This is a genomic window from Prevotella sp. kh1p2 (assembly GCF_900111525.1).
Taxonomy (GTDB): domain Bacteria; phylum Bacteroidota; class Bacteroidia; order Bacteroidales; family Bacteroidaceae; genus Prevotella.
Map to the genome: position 1 here is coordinate 59,772 of NZ_FOHY01000009.1, position 18,579 is coordinate 78,350.

Consider the following 18,579-nt stretch of genomic DNA (forward strand, 5'->3'; position numbering starts at 1 on the left):
GCTTACGAAATCATCCCCTCCTAACCTCCCCTTTCTAAGGGGAGGAACCGCTGCTGCATGCCCCCTGCCGATTGGTTGCTGATTATTTAAGACAGGGTAACAGCGTAGTTTTTTGTTTGTAGCAGGTTTGCTACTTAGCGGGAAAGAGCAAGTAACAGTTTGCAAAAAGTCAAACTGGTATCCTCCCCTTGGAAAGGGGAGGCGGAGGAGGGGATGACCTGATAGCATGAGTTGGCAATGCAGCTTATGAAATCATCCCCTCCTAACCTTCCCTTTCTAAGGGGAGGAACCATTGCTGCATGCTCCTTGTCGGTTGGTTGCTGATTATTTAAGACAGAGTAACAGCGCGTTAATTTTGCTGCAGCGGCTTTCCTGCTGGCCATTCTCTAATCGAACAAATCAGGCTCCGTGGGTGCGGGGTTGCCATCAGCAGAAGCGAAGCGGGCGATGAATTCGTCTTCGGAAATAATGGGGATGTCCAGCTGATGGGCCTTCTGGTTCTTGGTAGAGGTGGACGCCACGTCGTTGTTTATCAGGTAGTTGGTCGATTTGCTCACGCTTCCCGTCACCTTGCCGCCCTGACTCTCGATGTATGCTTTCAGCTCATTGCGGTTCTTGTAGTGGTGCACGTCGCCGGTGATGACGAAGGTCAGTCCCTCACACCGTGCCCCGGTGGGTTTGCTTTCGGCCTGGATGACGTGCAACTCGGGCAGCAGATGGTCTACCGTTCGCTGGTTCTGCTCGTCGTGGAACCAGCGGACGAAGGACGCGCTCTTCTCCGGTCCGATGCCCGAAATCACGGCAAAGTGGCCCTCGTCGGAGGTTTCGCGGGCTTCGCGGATGAGGTCAGCCAGCTTGTAGGCAGAGAGCAGGCGCTTGCAAACATCCACTCCGCACATGGGAATGGTGAGAGCGTAGAGCAGCCGTTGTGCCTCCACCTGGCGCGAAGCCTCGATGGAGCGCATGATGTTGGCAACAGACTTCTCGCCAAAGCCCTCGAGCGAGGCCATGGCTGTGGCGTGGTCGCGCAGCCGGTAGATGTCGGCATAGTCGCTCACCCAGCCCAGGTTGATGAATTTGGCTAAGGTCTGTTCCGATATTCCGTCAACATCCATGCCCGCCTTCGACACGAATCGGGCGAATTTCTTGAGCTGTTTGGCGGGGCAGGCGGCGTTGGTGCAGTGCAAGGTGCGCGTTCCGCTGGCGCCGCTTACACTTACTTTGGTGGCCGAACCGCACACGGGGCAGTGCTCGGGTATCTCGAACGAGCCCACGGCCTGGCTCACCCGGATGACTTTGGGGATGATTTTGTTGGCCTTGATGACCTGCAGCACGGAGCCAGAACCGCCGATGCCGAGCCGTTGGCACTCGCTGATGTTGCACAGCGAGGCCCGCTTCACGGTGGTTCCTTCGAGCTCCACGGGGTCGAACACGGCCACGGGCGAGATGGTGGAGGCAGCGCACGACCACTCGATGTGGTCGAGCCGGGTCTCTGCACTCTCGTCTTGCCACTTGAAAGCGTAGCCCGCACGCGTGGCGTGGTGGCCGGTTACGGAGCCGGTCTGGGCGTAGGCGGTGTCGTCGTAGGTAATGACGAGGCCGTCGACGGGGTAGGGGTTCACGCGGTCGGTTACCTTTCGGGTCCAGCGGTCAATCACTTCTTCGATGTTGTTCAGTGTAGGTTGCCGGATAAGTTCGTGCTCCACGGGGCCGAAACCTAACTTGCGGAGCCACTGCATGCGTGCACCCCAGGAGCTGATGTCCTCGTCGGTGTGCACCAGAGTGAACGGAATCCAGTGTATGTGGCGCGCTTTCACCTCCTGCGGGTCCTTGAGCGTGAGCGAGCCCGAGGCCAGGTTACGGGGGTTGGCGTACTCTTCGTCGCTCTCCATGTTGAACTGTTCGAAGTCTTCATACGATATCACGGCCTCGCCGCGGATGACAACGTGGCCGCTGTAGGCTATCTGCGGCAGTATGCCCTCTATGGCTCCGGCCAGGTGGGTGATGTTGGTGCCGATGTGGCCGTTGCCGCGCGTAACCACTTTGGTTAGCCTGCCGTTGTCGTAAGTCACTACAAGGGTGAGGCCGTCGAGCTTCCACGAGAGCCACACGGGGCGCATTTCGGCCCATTTCTCCAGGTCGGCCGGCAGCTTGGTCTTGGCCAGCGAGAGGGCTGCAAACTCGTGCTGCTCCTTCTGTCCGGCCAAGTTGTCTTCCGAAACCTTGTTGGTAGGCGAGTCGGGGAGCACTTCGCCCGTCTCTGCTTCAAGTTGTTTCAACTGGTCGAACATCGAGTCCCACTCGTGGTCGCTCATGAGTTCGCCCCTGCCATTATAGTAGGCTTGCGATGCCTGGTTGAGTTTGTCGACCAGTTGCTGCATCAGTGTGATTTTGTCCATAGTCTTTAATGATGCTGCCCTGCGCGGGCAACGGTTTTGGTTTTTATCTGTTATGCTTGCAAAAATAACAAAAAAGGTGCATAAAAGCGGGTAGGATGGAATAAATTTTCTAACTTTGCCGTGTCCGCAGGCAGAAATGAGGTGTGTTGTTGCGGACTTTTTAAAGCAAGAAAAGAATGATAGAGGTAACTGTATCGGATGAGATAGAGAGCGTGTGCCCGGGCTTTGTGGGCGCGTGTGTTGAGGCCCGCGTGGTGAACAGCGAGTATTCGGAAGGGCTGTGGCAGGAGATAGGCCGGCTCGGAGAACAATATCGCAGCGAGCTGACCACCGAAACGCTGAAGCTGATGCCCGGTATCGAGGCCACGCGCAGGGTGTACCGGGCGTGCGGCAAGGATCCGTCGCGCTATCGTCCGGCATCGGAGGCGCTTATCAGGCGCATGCTGCAGGGTAAGCAACTGTACCAAATAGACACGCTCGTAGACCTCGTTAACCTGGCCAGTATCAAGTTCGGCTACAGCATCGGAGGCTTTGATGCTGACAAATTCGTGGGCAGCAAGCTCACGCTGGGCATCGGCCGGGAGAGCGAACCCTATGAAGGCATCGGACGGGGAATGATAAACATTGCCGGCCTGCCGGTGTATCGGGACGGCGAGGGAGGCGTAGGCACACCCACATCCGACCATGAGCGCACCAAGATAAGCCTCGAGACCACGCACTTGGTGGTGCTCATCAATGGTTACGACGGCAACGAGCAGAACGTAAGAGCCAATGCCGAGTACATCTTGGAGCTTGTTAGGAGATACTGCCAGAGCAGTGGCGGCAGCTATTTCGTGTACAGGTAAAAGAGCCGGCGGTCGTCAGATGAGCTGCAGGAGCTTGCGGTCGGCGTCGGTCCAGTTCAGCTTTTCCATCTCTGCCCGGGTGAGCCATTTGGCATCCAGGTGCTCCAGCAGCTTGAAGTCGCCGTCACCTTTGCGGCACAGATAGCCCGTGAGCGCAATCCGGAAGTCGGGATACTGGTGCTCGACCGTGCCGATGGGGCGGCCTACAAAGATGTCCCAGTCCATCTCTTCCTTGATTTCGCGAATGAGGGTAGCGTAGTCGCATTCACCTGTTTCAACCTTTCCGCCGGGGAACTCCCATCGTTCGGAATTATAGGATTCGTGCGACCGGCATCTCTGCATGCACAAGTATCGGTCTCCGTCTTTCACAATGGCTGCCACGACTCTCACCGGTTCGTGGCCAAAAGCGTTTTTTTCCATAAATCAATCATTAATGGTGCGAATATACAAAAAATATAGTATCTTTGCTTCTCGTAATCTTCTTTTTTATTATTTATTCTATAATTCTGTGTTGACGTGAGTATTATAATAGGTATAGACGTAGGTATCAGCACCACCAAGATTGTTGGTATCAACGAAGAAGGCAAGGTGGTATCGCCCATCCGCATCAAGGCTACCGACCCGGTAACATCGCTCTACGGTGCTTTCGGCAAGTATCTGTATGACAATAAGGTGAAGCTGGAGGACATAGAGCAGGTGATGATAACCGGCGTAGGTGCCGCTTACATCGACGCACCCATCTATGGACTGCCCACGGCAAAGGCCGAGGAGTTTATAGCCGACGGTTTGGGAGCCCGTTATGAAACCGAACTGGAAGACATGATTGTGGTGAGCATGGGCACCGGTACATCGCTCGTGCAGTGTAACGGCAACAATATACGCCACATCGGAGGTATCGGCGTGGGAGGCGGTACGCTGATGGGGCTTGCCCGCATCATGCTCAAAACCGACGATGTAAAGACCATCACCACGCTTGCCATGCAGGGCGACATCTCCAATATCGATGTCCGCATCGGCGACATCAGCCCCAATCCGCTGCCCGGACTTCCCAAGACAGCCACTGCCAGCTTGTTCGGAAACGCCAAGAGTAATGCTTCACGCGAGGATATTGCGCTGGGAATCATCACCACAGTGCTGCAAACCATCGGCTCGAGCACCATCCTCTCGGCTCTGGGAACAGGCATCCGCGAGTATGTACTCATCGGAAACCTGACCCTGCTGCCGCAGTGCAAGGAGGTTTTTCCGGCCATGGAAAAACTCTACAAGGTACGTTTCATCATTCCGAAGTACAGCGAATTCTGCACTGCTATTGGTGCGGCGCTCTACTATCTCAATAACCGCAAGTCGGTTTAACGGGTCAGTTCCACCAGCCGAGCCATCTGTACGGGTATCCGTATCTGCTGAGGACACTTCGGCAAGCATGCCTCGCAGTCCATACACTGGTCGGCCCGGCCGCTCTCTTCTATGGCTTTGCGGAAACCATTGACAAACTCCCGGCGGCGCTCTGCGTAGTCGGGAGCGTTTTTATCGGGCAGAGGAAGCACGTGGGAGTTCACTGCTTCGTTGTAATAAGCAAAGTTTTCGGGTATATGCACACCGTAAGGACAGGGCATGCAGTAGCGGCATGCGGTGCAGGGAATGGTGGGATAGCCTGCCAGCGAGTCGGCTATCTTGGCCAGCAGAGCCTTTTCCGCCTCCGTACAAGGGTCGAGAGGAGAGAATGTCTTGACGTTATCTTCCAAGTGTTCCATGTACGTCATGCCGCTGAGTGCAACGAGAATGTTGGGCAGAGTGCCAACCCATCTGAACGCCCAAGAGGCAACGCTCTTGCCTGGTCGTTGGCTTGTGAGTTGTTGGGCGAGCTCGGCAGGAAGCTTGGCCAGCCGGCTTCCGAGCAGCGGTTCCATCACCACGTTCTGTATTCCCAGCTTTTCGCATTTGTTGTAGAGATACTCCGCGTCGGCATCTTCTTTGGAGAGCGAGGCATGACGCCAGTCAACATAGTTGAGTTCTATCTGTACGAAGTCGAATTGATACTTGTCGTTGTGGTCCAGCAACCAGTCGAACACGGCCACGTCGCCGTGGTAGGAGAAACCCAGGTTGCGTATTCTGCCTGCCTTGCGCTCCTCAACGAGGAAGTCGAGCAGGCCGTTTTCGATGAAGCGATGCTTCAAGTTCTCAATCCCGCCGCCACCTACAGCGTGCATGAGGTAATAATCTATGTGGTCAACTTGCAGGTTCTTGAACGAGTTGTGGTACATTTCCTTGGCCTTGTCAATGTCCCAGAGCCTTTGATTTTGGTTCGACATCTTCGTTGCAACGAGGTATTTCTCGCGCGGATAGCGGTGCAGCGCAATGCCTGTAGCGGCCTCGCTCTTGCCTCCGCAATAAACGGGAGCCGTGTCAAAGTAGTTCACTCCGTGGGCAATGGCATAGTCCACTTCCTTATTCACCAGCTCTTGGTCAATCTGTCCGGCCTTCATCGGCAGGCGCATCATGCCGTAACCGAGCAGGCTCACCTTGTCTCCGGTGTGGCGGTTCACCCTGTAAGTCATGTTGTTGTGGGCCGACTGGCGGGGCGCTTTGCCGTCTTCCATCGGACCGGCAATTACCTTGAGGGGGTCAAGAGCCATCATGGCCATGGCCGAAGCGGAACCTACGCCCAGCTTCTTGATGAACTCTCTCCTGTTTAATCTCTTGTTTTCGTCCATAATGTTGATGTTTAGTTTTCAATCGCAAATATAATAAAAAACCATCATGCCAAGTATATTTGCGCGGAATTTCTAATTTTTATTGTACCTTTGTGTCAGTTTACAACACAAACATCACATGAAAACAATCTCTATTCTCGCGCTTTTGGCGTTGTCATTCCCATTACATGCGCAGAAAAAACCACTCGACCACTCCGTTTACGACGGCTGGCAGAGCGTGCAGAATGCCACGATTTCGCGCAGCGGAAACATCCAGACATGGCAGGAAAACCCACAGGAAGGCGACGGCGTGCTCGTTATTCGCAACAACAAAAACGGCCGACAGCTCCGCCTGCCGCGCGGTTACAGGCAACAGATTGTAAGCGGCGAGCAGTTCGTTGTCTGCCAGTTGAAGCCGCTCTACGAGCAGACGAGGAAGGCGAAAATCAAGAAAAAGAAGGACGACGACCTGCCGCAGGATTCCCTGGCCATCCTTAACTTGCGGACATGGAAGGTGAACAAGTTTGCCTCCGTTCCCTCCTACAAGCTCGGCAAGTATGCTACAAGGGCCGTGGCCTTTATGAGCAGCGACACGACCCTTATCCCCAAGAAGGAGCGGAAGAAGAAAGACGTGGGCCGGCCCTTGCTGGTTTACGAGTTTCTCACCGGCCGCACGGACACGTTACGCCACGTTGATGCCTATGACATGGACCGCACGGGCAGCGTGGTGGCCTACACCCGCAAGGAGCAGAAGAACAAGATGCTGCTCGGAACCTACGACATAGCCCGCCATGAGTCGGCACTCGTGGGCGACACGCTGGCCTTCTACGCGCTGCCCTCCTTCAATGAGCAGGGCTCGCAGATGCTGTATCTTGCCTCTGCCGACACCATGAAGACCGGCAACAAGCACTGTGCACTCTACCGTTACACCATGAACGGCAAGGCCGAAAGACTGGTCGACTCCGTCCGCATAGGCAATCTGCCCAAGGGATGGGGCATCAACGAGTATGCCGCACCGTCCTTCAGCCGCGACGGCAAGCGCATCTTTGCCGGCGTGGCACCGCTCATTGCGCCCGACGATACCACCAAGTACGACTTCGAGACGGCACAACTTGACCTGTGGACCTATAACGAACCCATGCTCCCACCGGCCATGAAGGTGAACCTGAAACAGCTGCAAAGGCAGACGTGCCTGGCCGTTTACCGCGACGGAGAGCTCAAACCCCTCACCACTTCCATGTTCGACGACATCCGGCTCATCAACCGCGGCAACGCTCCCAAGGCCCTGTCGGTCGACCGCACGGAACGGATGGTGGAAACGCAGTGGAACTACCAGATACCCGAACGCGTCAACCTGATTGACCTCAGCACCGGGGCACGGCAGCTGGTAACGGAAGGCGTGGTAAGCCAAGTTAGCGCCTCGCCCTCTGCCCGCTATGTGGCATATTTCGACATGAAGGCTTCCGTGTGGAAAGTCTTTGACTCCACAACCTCCTCTACGCGTGAACTTGGCACCCAGACGGGCGTAAACTTCTGGAATGAAGACGACGACCACCCCATGCTCAAGGAGCCTTACGGCCTGGCGGGATGGACAGCAGGCGACGCCGACATCATTGTCTACGACCGCTACGACGTGTGGCGTCTGCCCGTTAACGGTGCAAAAGCCGTTTGCCTGACCAGAGGCGAGGGCCGCAGAGACAGCCTGACGTACCGTTATATCAGCACGAAAGAGGCCGACGACGACCCCACCATCGCTCCCGGCGAGGAGATGCTGATCTCCGTCTTCGACAATGTGAGCAAGCGCAACGGCCTCGCCCTGACCACCACCGGCGGCAACCTGCGCCGCTGCACGCTCGAGGGATGGAGCTACCTGAACATCATCAAGGCCCACGATGCCCGCGTTTATGCCTATCTGCGGGGCAACTTCCAGCACTCCAACGACATCTACCTGACGCGCAACAGCTTCAAGACGCAGCAGCAACTCTCGGCCATCAATCCCCAGCAAAAGGACTACAACTGGGGCTCGGTGGAGCTGGTACACTGGACGGCCTTTGATGGCAAGCGGCTCGACGGACTGCTCTACAAGCCCGAGAACTTTGACCCAACGAAGAAATACCCCGTGATGATTTACTTTTATGAGAAGCGTTCGGAGAGTCTGTACAGCTATATTGCACCGGCCCCCAGCCGTTCCATCATCAATATCTCGTTCTTCACGAGCCGCGGCTACCTGTGTTTTGTGCCCGACATTGTGTACACCGCCGGCCTTCCAGGCGAGTCGGCGTACAACTGCGTGGTAAGTGGAGCCGAGGCGCTGGCCCGCAATCCGTGGGTCGATAAGGCCAACATGGCCATTCAGGGACAAAGCTGGGGAGGCTATCAGGTGGCCTATCTCATCACCCGCACCAACATGTTCAAGGCTGCCGGGGCAGGAGCACCGGTATCGAACATGACGAGTGCCTTCGGCGGCATTCGCTGGGAGAGCGGACAGAGCAGGCAGGGGCAGTACGAACAGGGCCAGAGCCGCATCGGCCGCAACCTGTGGCAGGCCCCCGAGCTGTACCTTTCAAACTCGGCACTCTTCAAACTTCCGCAGGTCGAAACGCCCGTCCTCATCATGCACAACGATGCCGACGGCGCCGTGCCCTGGTACCAGGGCATCGAGCTTTTCATGGGTTTGCGCCGCCTGGGCAAGCCGGCATGGCTGCTGGAGTACAACAACGAGGCCCACAACCTCAAGGAGCGCCGCAACTGCAAGGACCTGTCGGTGCGCCTGCAGCAGTTCTTCGACTATGAGCTCAAGGGCGCGCCGCAGCCTGCCTGGATGAAGAACGGCATCCCGACACTGCTCAAGGGGCAGTACTTCGGGTTCGAGCATGCCGACTGAATGTAAAGAGGGTATGCCCGCCGGTGGTGGTGCATACCCTCTTGATAGTTTAAATAATGGGTTCGGATGTAGGTACTATTCGTACCAAACCTCGCCACCCAGCATGGATACGAGTTCGGTCTGGTCGCTGCTACTTGCTTGGTAGGCAGCTAAGTCCTGATAGACCTCTTCTTTAATTCTACTTACTGCCATAGTTGTAAAGATTAAATGATTAATATGTAGCTTTACCAGAAGCCCGTGGGCTTTCCGTTTCAGGATTACGCGAATTGCAGTTCCCGCGCACCCTAACATTGCAAATATAGCGAAAAAATTGATGTGCATCAAGTCTGATGTATTAAAATAATGTGAAAACTTGCGTTCTTTGTGTTTAATTAGCACTTGTTGGGAGCCTTTCAGACTTTGTTTCCCAAATTCTTCCTACGGGCCTTTTGTTCTTTCACATATATTTCGTATTTTTACGCCCGCATACCAACCAAGCACCCGCAAACAATGACAAAACCATCGTGGTTAGAGAAAGAGAGGCTGTACAGCATCATCTTTGAGTCCGACACCAAGGCCGGCAAGAAATTCGACATCGCCCTCATCGTGGCCATCATGCTTAGTCTCGTGGTCTCCTTTATCGAGAGCATCCAGCACATAGCCCACACCTACAAGCTCATCTTGGAGGTTATGGAGTTCGTGCTCACCTTCCTCTTCACCATCGAGTACATCGCCCGGCTCTATTGCTCGCCCAACAAGCGGGAGTACGCCATGAGCTTCTTCGGCGTCATCGACCTGCTGGCCATCCTGCCGCCCTATCTTTCGGCTTTCTTTCCCGGTGCCCGTTACATGCTCATGCTGCGCTCCTTTCGCTTCATCCGCATCTTCCGTATCTTCCGCCTGTTCAACTTCATCAACGAGGGTTACATCCTCCTGCAGTCCATCCGCAGGAGTCTGCGCAAGATACTGGTCTACTTTCTCTTCGTGCTCATACTCGTTACGTGCATCGGCACGCTTATGTTCATCATTGAGAACGGCGTGCCCGGCTCCCAGTTTACCGACATCGGCACGTCCATCTACTGGGCTATCGTAACCATGACCACCGTGGGCTACGGCGACATTACGCCCGTTACGCTCCTTGGGCGGCTGCTCTCGGCCTTTGTCATGCTGCTGGGCTACACCATCATAGCCGTGCCCACAGGCATTGTGTCGGCCACTTTCATCGACGAGACCAACCGCCGCGTGGAGAACGGACGTTGCCCCCGCTGCGACGGAAAGGTAGATGCAAAGGACCGTTATTGCTCCCATTGCGGCGAGAAACTCTGATGGCAGATATCTTGACAAATACCTGCTGTGGTTTTGCGTATTTGCAATCAACCGGCCGCCCGGCTGCAAATACGCTAAAATAGGACTGTCTTTAATCGGCTGGTTATCAGCAGTTTGTGTTTTCCTTACATTTTCCGGGCGCCTCGGAGCTGTCGTTCGGGGTTGCCGGAGCATGTTTTCCGCCTCGCCGGAGCTATGCTTCGGCAGGCTTGAAGCTATCCTTCGGGGCGCCCGGAGCTATGCTTCAGCCGGACCGATGGCGGTTTCCGGGCCCGGCGGAGGGCGGAAACGGGCCTCTTGCTTGCTGTTTCGGCCGGAAATACTGCACTCATTTCAGGCATAAAATCAGGACAAAACCGCCGCTTTCTTTCCGCCTGCGGGCTTGCTGCTGCCCTGCCATCACGCAATTACCCACCGCCAAATGCAGCCGAACCGATATTTTTTTGTAATTTTGCTGCACCAACTAAACAACTGTCAATACTGTTATCAGATGAAGAGACGTTTTACTTTAGCCCTCGTGCTGCTGTTCGCCCTCGCCGCGAGTGCACAGCAGCTGTACGTGGGAACCTACAACATCAGGAACAATGCCAGCAACGACGACGAGCTTGAAGGTAACGGATGGAGCGTGCGGCAGCAGGTTGTGTGCGACCAGATTAACTTCGAGAGCCCCGATATCTTCGGTGCCGAGGAGGTGGTGGTGGGGCAGTTGCACGACATGCTGCGCCGCTGTACCGGGTACAGTTACCTCGGTGTGGGGCGCGACGACGGCCGTGAAGCGGGCGAATATTCGGCCATTTTCTACAAGAAAGACAAGCTCCGACTGCTCCATAGCGGCCACTTCTGGCTCAACGAGACGCCTGACAAGCCTGCCCTTGGGTGGGATGCAGCCTGCGTGCGCATTTGTACGTGGGGCGAATTCAAGGACCGCAGCACCAAGCTCAGGTTCTTTTTCTTCGCCCTCCACATGGACCATGTGGGCGTGGTGGCCCGCAGGGAGTCGGCCAAACTCATTGTGCAGAAGATAAGGGAGCTGGCCGGCACGCGGCCGGTTGTGGTGGTAGGCGACTTCAATGTAGACCAGAACGACGATATCTTTCAGGTTTTCGTGCAGTCGGGACTGCTCAAGGACAGCTACGTTCACGCCCGCCAGCGCTTTGCTGAGAACGGAACGTTCAACGCTTTCAGGCCCTCGCTGAAGTCCGACAGCCGCATTGACCACATCTTCGTCTCGCCCCAGTTCGAGGTGGAGCACTACGGCATCCTCACCAACATGTACTGGAAGCCCGTTTCAGGCAGCCCGGAAGTAAAGGGGAAGGATGCTCCGCAGGAGATTGGCTTCCGCCGGTGGGAGCTCCGCACGCCGTCGGATCACTATCCGGTCTTTGTCAAACTCAGGTATCGTAAGTAGCATTTGCAGTCCTCTACCGTTGCCGCTGCGGCCCGTCTTGCGTCTTGCAGCAACGGCAAAGGGTAGGGCAGAGCCGGCTGCTGCGCGCAAATACGGATGCGGGGAACTCCCTCCGCGAGTCCTGCTCACAAACAGAAAGAATGAACAAAGCAGTTATCAGATTGAGGTTTCGTATGGTTTCCAACTTCTTGCGCGAGTTGGGAGCCCCGTTTGCCGCCTTGGTTATCCTTCTTGCTGCGGGCCTGGCGTATCTTTTCTCCTATCTGCCCGAGGGCTCTCTGGCCGCTGTGGCGGCCTGCATCGTTGCCTTTACGCACTTTTCGAGAGGCGACAGGGCGATGCTGAACATCCTGACCCGAGGCCGCGACAGGTTGGTTTTGCTGACAGACTACAGCCTCATAGCCCTGCCGTTCTTTATGGAGGCCGTGCTGCTGGGCCGGCTGAAAGATGCGGCGGGCTGTGCTCTTGCGCCCTTGCTGCTTGTGTGGCTGCCGGCTGCTCACGTAGATTTTCGCGTTCCCACGCACCCGCTGCTGCTCAAAGGCAGCGTTTTCTACCTCGGCAGTCTGCGGGTGCTGCTTCTGCCTTACGTGCTTTTGGTGGCAGTGGCGGCCGTAGGCATCTGTTACAACAACATGAACCTGGCCCTGGTAAGCACCTTGCTGTTTGTCTTCCTGCTGGGCAATTTCCTTTTTCAGGAGCTGCATCGGCCTCATCTTCTCTTCTATCCGGGCTTCCGCCGCATGGTGTTGCTCAACGCAAAGTATTCCTTCCTGAATGCCGTTGTGTTGCTTCTGCCTTTCGGAGTCGTGTTCTTCATGGCCTCGCGGACTGTGGGCGGCGTGCTTGATATAGTGGTCGGGTGGCTTGCGTGCAGCCTGTTTCTGCTGCAAGCGTACCTATTAAGGTTTACTGCTGCAAGCCTGTTGGTACTTCAGTGGCTGGTTCTGTGGTTCCTGTTCCTTGTCGGTTGCGGCGCGCTGCTATGGCACGGGATGCTTGCAGTTCAGCTTTTCATCATTGTGGTGTTGCTTCTGCAAGCCAAAACCAGTACACAGAACATTTTTAATTGAGCAATATGGAACTGTCGAATATCACCAAACGCTACGGCAAACTGACCGTTCTGGCGGATGTGAGCATTGTTTTCGGGCCGGGAAAGATATACGGTATCATGGGCGAAAACGGCGCCGGAAAGAGCACCCTGTTCCGTTGCATGACGGGATTGGAGCCTTACGAGGGCGCTGTTTCGCAGGAGCCGGGCTCGCTCATCGGCTATCTCAGCGACACGCCCTACTTCTATCCCATGGTAACAGGGCGTGAGTTTGTGGATTTCAGCTTGCGGGCAAGAGGCCTGACCGTTGGCAATGAGGCCATAGAAGAGCTGAACCGCCAGTTCCGGTTGCCGCTGCAGAAGTATCCCAGCCAGTATTCTATGGGCATGAAGAAGCGGTTGATGCTCTTTATTCTCATGTTGCAGCATAACGACATCTACATCCTTGACGAGCCGTTTAACGGCCTGGACCTTTCCGGTTGCATCCTGCTGAAGAAGTGGATGCTGCAAATGAAGGCTGAAGGCAAGCTACTTGTCCTCTCATCCCATATCATCTCTTCGCTCACAGATGTCTGCGATGAGATTTATTACCTGCATCGAGGCCGGATAGCACGAACGTTCAAGACGGAGTCGACAACCGAGATAGAAGCCGAAATTACCCGTATTCAGAGCCTGTAAGCCTGAATACGGGTAGCCGAAACCAACGGGAGCCGGGATGGAACAAACCACCCGGCTCCCGTATTCATAATCTTTTTCAGCCTTTCATCATCAGGCAAAGAAGCCTATCTTGCCGATGAAGTAGAGCAGACCGTAGCCTAAGACCATGCTGATGATGCCCACCGTGAGGCCTACCTTGAGCATGTCGTTCTGCTTGACCAGTCCGGTGGAGTAGGCAATGGCATTGGGAGGCGTGGAGATAGGCAGGCACATGGCGCTGGAAGCAGCAAGGGCAATGCCGATGATGACGGTAGAGGTGCCGCCGATGGAGCCGAGCTTGTCACCCATGCCGGTACAGACAACGGCCAGGATGGGCACCAGCAGGGCTGCCGTAGCGGTGTTGCTGATGAAGTTACTGAGGAAGTAACAGATGACGCCCGATATGAGCAGGATGGCCACTGGCGAGAACTGGCCGAACGGGATGCTCTCAATGGCGCGGTCGGCCAGCCCCGATCCGTTCATGCCTAAGCCCAAGGCAAAGCCTCCGGCCACCATCCAGATGACCGACCAGTCTATCTTCTGCAAGTCTTTACCGGTGATAACGCCGGTCAGGGCGAACACTCCCATGGGTATCATGGCCACGGTGTTGGCGTCAACATGGGTGACCCGGTCGAAGAGCCACATGAGAATAGTAACCACGAAGGTTCCCGATACCACCCACATACGCCATCCGTGGGCTATCTCGCCCTCAATCTTGAGCTCGATGGTTTTCTGGGTAAAGGGGAAGAAATGCAGGATAATGCGCCAGCTGAGGAACAGTATAAGCACAACGAGGGGGAACATGACGGCCATCCACTGGCCGAAGCTGACGTTCATACCCAGCTGTTGGTTGAGCGCCTGCAGGGCAATGGCGTTGGGCGGAGTGCCGATGGGGGTGGCCATACCGCCGATGTTGGCAGCCACGGGAATGCTCATGGTGAGCGCTATGCGCCCCTTGCCGTTGGCCGGCAGCGCTGCAAAGACGGGCGTGAGGAAGGTGAGCATCATGGCTGCTGTGGCCGTATTGCTCACGAACATGGAAAAGACACCCGTGATGAGCAGGAAACCCAGCAGCACGTTCTCGCTCTTATGGCCGAACGGACGGATGAGGTTCTTGGCCAGCAGCACGTCGAGACCCGACTTGGTGGCCGCTATGGCCAGGATGAAACCGCCCAGGAAGAGCATGATAACGGGATTGGCAAAGGTGGCCATGATATCCTTCGAGGCCAGCAACTCGCCGAACTGCTCGCCTTCACCCTTAAAAAACACGATCGCGTTGTTGGAGATGGTGAGGCACATAATGGTGATGATGGCCAGCGAAGTGGCCCACGACGGGATGGCTTCGGTGAGCCACGAGAGGGTGGCAAACACGAAGATGGCGATTACGCGCTGCTGAACTACGGTGAGACCGTCGATGCCAAAGAAAGCTGTTGGCAAGTTCCAGATGACGGCGGTGATAATCACAATGGCGATGAGTTCCCATACTTTCTTCATCTCAATGTGATTGTTGAGTTGATTTGGATTTTCTTCCGACATGGTATTTGTTGTTTTTTGTTGAGTTAGATTTTCGGAATGCAAATATAACAAAAACCGAACAATGCAGAAAAGAAAATAAGATAAATTAATCATTGGGGTGCACATACGGTGCCTGCAGCGGGTTCCCGGCCCCAAGGAACCGACGATTGGGAGTGCCGGAGACGTGCTTCGGGAACTTTCGACAGGTGTCGCACGATCATACGACAAGTGTCACACAATCGTGCGACACCTGTCGAAAGTTCCCGAAAGTGGCTGCCGGCACCCCCGCCGGCTGTTTTTTGTTACCAGGGTAACGGCAGAACGACTCCCTGCCAAGTGCCTGCGGAGCGGCGTCCGGTGTGCAATGACGGAAGCGAAGCAGCGTAAAGATATAAATAAATTTGCTTTTTCGGGGGATTTACATTATCTTTGCATCGCAATAGGTTCATGCGATTGATTAAAAGGGAATCAGGTGCAAGGCCTGAACTGTCCCGCAGCTGTAAAGGGCTCTTTATGGAGATGAACACAAGCCACTATCCTCTTGGATGGGAAGGCGTTCATACTTGAGTCTCAAGTCAGAAGACCTGCCGTTGCCATTCATATACTTGCCCTTTTCGAGGAAGAAGGACAAGTGGGACAATAGTATCAACGACAATGGGCAAAACCATCTTTACAGTGGTTGTATCGGCGCTGGCTCTGAATGCGTATGCGCAGAACGACACGATTACCCGCCAGGTGCATGAGCTGGAGGGCGTGGAGGTGGTGTCGGCAAAAGCCGGCAGCAACATCACTTCGGCGGTTCCCCTGCAGTTGATATCGGCAGAGAAGATGGAGCTGCTGGGCGTGCAGACCATGGCCGAAGCGCTGAACCACATGGCCGGAATAACGCTGCGAGACTACGGTGGAGCGGGCGGTATGAAGACCGTATCGGTACGAGGCATAGGCTCGAGGCATACCTCCGTGATTTACGACGGTATGGCTCTGAGCGACTGCCAGACAGGAGAGATTGACCTCTCGCGCTACTCGCTCGACAATGTCCGCAACCTGCAGCTGGTCATAGGCGATGGTGACAACATCTTCGTACCCGCCCGCACCAACGCCGCTGCTGCCTATCTGGCCATAGAGAACATGTTGCCGCCCACGCAGAACCACCGTCCGCACGTCAAAGGGCGCCTCACCTACGGGGCGTGGAACACCGTGGCGCCGTCGTTCTACTACGGCCGGAGCATCACGGACAGGGTGGCATTGTCGGTTCAGGGAGAGTTTCTGCATTCCGACAACGACTATCCCTTCAGGCTCTACAACGTGAGGCTGGTTACGCGCGAACATCGAACAAACAGCATGATGAATGCCGGGCACGCCGAAGGTAACGTGAACTGGCAAATCAACCCGCGTGCAACGCTCAGCTGCAAGCTGTACTATTACGACAATAACCGCGAGCTACCGGGCATCGTTCACCTCTATACACACGCCAATGACGAGACTCTGCACGAGCGTAATGCCTTCGGTCAGCTGGGCTTTCGCACCAGACTGGCCGAGCGGTGGTGGCTGATGCTGGGCGCAAAGGTTAACTGGGCGCAGTCCGATTACCACAACGGCACGCCCGGAAGCTCACTGACAGATGCTGAATACAACCAGAGCGAGTGCTATACTACGGCCGCCCTGATGTATAGCCCCTGCCCGTGGCTGGCGCTGGACTACTCGGCCGACTACTTTCTCAACCGGCTCAACAGCTCGCAGACCTACTACAGCAAGCCCTCGCGGCACTCGTTGCTGCAGTCGGCAGCGGCCAAGGTACACACCGGGAGGTTCACGCTTACGGGTCGGCTGCTGTGGAGCAACTACCTGGAACGGGTGGAAGTGGGGGCCGCCAGCAGCAATGCGCACAGGCTGTCGCCCTCGGTAAGCGCCTCGTACAGGCTGCTGACGAGCGAAAATCTCTATCTGCGGGCTTTCTGGAAGAGCATCTTCCGCATGCCTACCTTCAACGAGTTGTACTACTTCCACATAGGTGCGGCCACGCTGAAGCCGGAAAATACGAGCCAGTGGAATGTGGGGCTGACCTACCGGAAGGAGCTTCAGGCCGTGACCCTTGAGGCAACTGCCGACGCTTATATTAATAAGGTGAAGGACAAAATCATCGCTATCCCGTTCAATATGTTCGTATGGCGCATGATGAACCTTGCCAAGGTGAGCACGCATGGCATGGATGTAACGGCCAACGTGCGGTGGACAGCGGGCCTGGAGCACACTCTCGAATGGACGGGAAACTACAGCTGGCAGCGCGCCGGGAACCGGACAAACCGACAGTCGGCCAACTACGGCAACCAGATAACCTACACCCCGGAGCATACCTGCAGCGCTACGCTCACGTGGCTGAACCCCTGGCTCAACATGAGTTGTACCATCGACGCCCTGAGCGAGCGGTGGACAACCAACGAGCATGCCGCCGGAACGCGCATGGCAGGCTACGGAGAGATGCACATGAGCGCCTATCGCACGTTCGCCGTTGGCGCCACCAAGCTCACCGCCCGGGCCTCGCTGCTGAACGTAACCAATAAACAGTACGACATCGTAGCCCACTATCCCATGCCCGGAAGGTCGTGGCGGGTGAGCCTTACGATAGAACTCTGACCATAGAAATATAAAAGTTCAATAACTAAATGTAATAAGAAATGAAGAAGTATTTATCAAGTTTGATGCTCCTTGCTATGGGAGCACTGCTTTTTACAGCATGTGGAGATGATGATAACGACGGCCCCGGACCGGTTCCCCACTATGAGAGCATGGCCGATGGCGTGTTTGTAATCAACGAGGGAAGCTATTTCAGCAAGATTGATGGCTCGCTCGATTTCCTCAATTACAAATCAGGAACAGTTTCCCACAACGTGTTCAGCACGGCCAACGGCCGCTCGCTGGGCGGTACTCCCAACAGTGGAGTGGTGTGCGGACAGAACATCTACATCGTTGCAAGTGATGAGAACCGGGTAGAGATTGTGAATACATCTACCTTCAAAGCCGAAACTCCCGTTTCGGTTCAGTCTCCCCGCGAGGCCTGCACCGACGGAGAATCGGTCTACGTTTCATCCTGGACCGGACAGGTAACACGCATAGATGCCAGCACCCACGAAGTGGCAAGAACCTCGGAGGTTATAGGCTCGCATCTCGAAGGCATCGCCGTGAGCGGCGGCTACGTGTATGTGTGCAACTCGGCCGATGCTTCCAAGGCGTACACAGACCCCAACTACTACCTCACAACGGTGGTTAAGCTCGATGCGAAGACACTGGCAAAGGTGTCGGAGATTTCAGTTACACTCAATCCTACGCAGATACTGGCCTCCGGAAGAGACCTTTACGTGCTTAGCTCCGGCAACTATGGCGCTGTGAAGGCATGTGTGCAGAAGATTGAACCGGACAACAGCGACAAGGTAACGGAGATAGCTGAGGCCACGATGATGGCCATCGGCAACGGCAAAATCTATCTCGTGAATGCCCCCTACGGCTCTCCGGCAACCTATCAGGTCTACGATTTGAAGGAGAAAGACACCAATACGTTCATCGCGGGCACCGAAATCTTCAGCCCGTATGCCATAAACGTTGACCCCACAACGGGCGAGGTGTTCATCACCTCCTTGTCTAAAGACCCCGATACTGGCTATGCCAGCTACACGACCGACGGCAGACTCTATCGCTACAAGGCCGATGGTACGTCCGTGGCTGATTACACCATCGGTGTTAACCCGGGCACACTGGTATTCAACGTGCATCAGCAACTCGGTAAGTAAG

At 55.6% G+C, this 18,579-nt stretch carries 13 protein-coding genes and 1 riboswitch; of the genes, 9 read left to right on the forward strand and 4 right to left on the reverse strand.

The window, feature by feature from the left end:
* Positions 1-386: 386 nt before the first annotated feature.
* Positions 387-2,399: an NAD-dependent DNA ligase LigA gene (gene ligA / locus BMW31_RS06775; protein WP_091823031.1), complete on the reverse strand. Its 2,013-nt coding sequence runs from the start codon at positions 2,397-2,399 to the stop codon at positions 387-389.
* 176 nt (positions 2,400-2,575) lie between these two features.
* Between ligA and BMW31_RS06780 the strand changes: the two genes are divergently transcribed.
* Positions 2,576-3,244, forward strand: coding sequence for a B3/B4 domain-containing protein (locus BMW31_RS06780; protein WP_410524432.1), 669 nt, complete (start codon positions 2,576-2,578; stop codon positions 3,242-3,244).
* A gap of 15 nt (positions 3,245-3,259) precedes the next feature.
* Here the strand turns inward: BMW31_RS06780 and BMW31_RS06785 are convergent, their stop codons facing one another.
* Positions 3,260-3,664, reverse strand: a complete 405-nt coding sequence (locus BMW31_RS06785; RefSeq protein WP_091823034.1) for a (deoxy)nucleoside triphosphate pyrophosphohydrolase — start codon at positions 3,662-3,664, stop codon at positions 3,260-3,262.
* Positions 3,665-3,760: 96 nt separating this feature from the next.
* On the opposite strand from BMW31_RS06785, the gene coaW reads away from it, so the two are divergent.
* Positions 3,761-4,597: a type II pantothenate kinase gene (gene coaW / locus BMW31_RS06790; RefSeq protein WP_177166286.1), complete on the forward strand. Its 837-nt coding sequence runs from the start codon at positions 3,761-3,763 to the stop codon at positions 4,595-4,597.
* Here coaW and BMW31_RS06795 read toward each other — a convergent pair.
* Positions 4,594-5,955, reverse strand: a complete 1,362-nt coding sequence (locus tag BMW31_RS06795) for an aldo/keto reductase (protein WP_091823038.1) — start codon at positions 5,953-5,955, stop codon at positions 4,594-4,596. The genes coaW and BMW31_RS06795 overlap by 4 nt on opposite strands.
* 118 nt (positions 5,956-6,073) lie before the next feature.
* Between BMW31_RS06795 and BMW31_RS06800 the strand changes: the two genes are divergently transcribed.
* The 5 genes from BMW31_RS06800 to BMW31_RS06825 all read left to right on the forward strand — a co-directional run bounded on the left by BMW31_RS06800 (position 6,074) and on the right by BMW31_RS06825 (position 13,260).
* Positions 6,074-8,818 (forward strand): alpha/beta hydrolase family protein, encoded by a 2,745-nt coding sequence (locus BMW31_RS06800; protein WP_091823042.1) that lies wholly within the window; start codon positions 6,074-6,076, stop codon positions 8,816-8,818.
* A gap of 489 nt (positions 8,819-9,307) precedes the next feature.
* Entirely contained in the window at positions 9,308-10,123 is an 816-nt protein-coding gene (locus BMW31_RS06810) for an ion transporter (RefSeq protein WP_091823049.1), read from the forward strand.
* Positions 10,124-10,613: 490 nt separating this feature from the next.
* Positions 10,614-11,531, forward strand: a complete 918-nt coding sequence (locus BMW31_RS06815; protein ID WP_091823052.1) for an endonuclease/exonuclease/phosphatase family protein — start codon at positions 10,614-10,616, stop codon at positions 11,529-11,531.
* A gap of 140 nt (positions 11,532-11,671) precedes the next feature.
* Entirely contained in the window at positions 11,672-12,604 is a 933-nt protein-coding gene (locus tag BMW31_RS06820; RefSeq protein WP_143049166.1) for a hypothetical protein, read from the forward strand.
* A gap of 5 nt (positions 12,605-12,609) precedes the next feature.
* Positions 12,610-13,260, forward strand: a complete 651-nt coding sequence (locus BMW31_RS06825) for an ABC transporter ATP-binding protein (RefSeq protein ID WP_143049167.1) — start codon at positions 12,610-12,612, stop codon at positions 13,258-13,260.
* Positions 13,261-13,350: 90 nt separating this feature from the next.
* On the opposite strand, the gene BMW31_RS06830 is transcribed toward BMW31_RS06825, so the two are convergent.
* Positions 13,351-14,814 carry an SLC13 family permease gene (locus BMW31_RS06830; protein WP_091823062.1) on the reverse strand — a complete coding sequence of 488 codons (1,464 nt, stop codon included), beginning with the start codon at positions 14,812-14,814 and terminating at the stop codon, positions 13,351-13,353.
* Positions 14,815-15,217: 403 nt separating this feature from the next.
* A riboswitch (cobalamin riboswitch) is annotated at positions 15,218-15,400 on the forward strand.
* Positions 15,401-15,447: 47 nt separating this feature from the next.
* Here BMW31_RS06830 and BMW31_RS06835 point away from each other — a divergent pair.
* Together BMW31_RS06835 and BMW31_RS06840 are read left to right on the forward strand one after the other, a co-directional pair.
* Complete coding sequence (locus BMW31_RS06835) at positions 15,448-17,427, forward strand: TonB-dependent receptor plug domain-containing protein (RefSeq protein WP_091823066.1); 1,980 nt, start codon at positions 15,448-15,450, stop codon at positions 17,425-17,427.
* A gap of 41 nt (positions 17,428-17,468) precedes the next feature.
* Positions 17,469-18,578, forward strand: coding sequence for a YncE family protein (locus BMW31_RS06840; RefSeq protein WP_091823069.1), 1,110 nt, complete (start codon positions 17,469-17,471; stop codon positions 18,576-18,578).
* Position 18,579 lies beyond the last annotated feature (1 nt).